This window comes from Sedimentibacter sp. B4 (assembly GCF_000309315.1).
Taxonomy (GTDB): domain Bacteria; phylum Bacillota; class Clostridia; order Tissierellales; family Sedimentibacteraceae; genus Sedimentibacter; species Sedimentibacter saalensis.
Genome location: NZ_CANG01000610.1, coordinates 1 through 226 on the forward strand (window position 1 = coordinate 1; position 226 = coordinate 226).

1 pseudogene is annotated in these 226 nt (G+C 69.5%); it reads right to left on the bottom strand.

Going from position 1 to position 226, the window contains the following annotated elements:
- A pseudogene (locus BN358_RS26715) lies at window positions 1–226 on the bottom strand (hypothetical protein); the annotation flags it as partial.

A 226-nucleotide genomic window follows, 5' to 3' on the forward strand; every position in this document is an offset into this window, starting at 1 on the left:
TCAGCCCCGGTAACCCCGATTCGCGTCGAGGCGGCGGGCGATGTCCGCGCCGAGCGCGTCCAGATCTGCGTGCGCACCGCGAGCCACGACCAGCTGGACGCGGGTCCCGTCCTTGTGATGCAGGGTCATCCGATCGCTTCCCCGGGTGACGCGGCCCACGTCCGACCACTTCCCTGATTCGGTCGTGTCCCTGCCCTGGAGGACGTAGCCGTCCTCGTCGAGGATC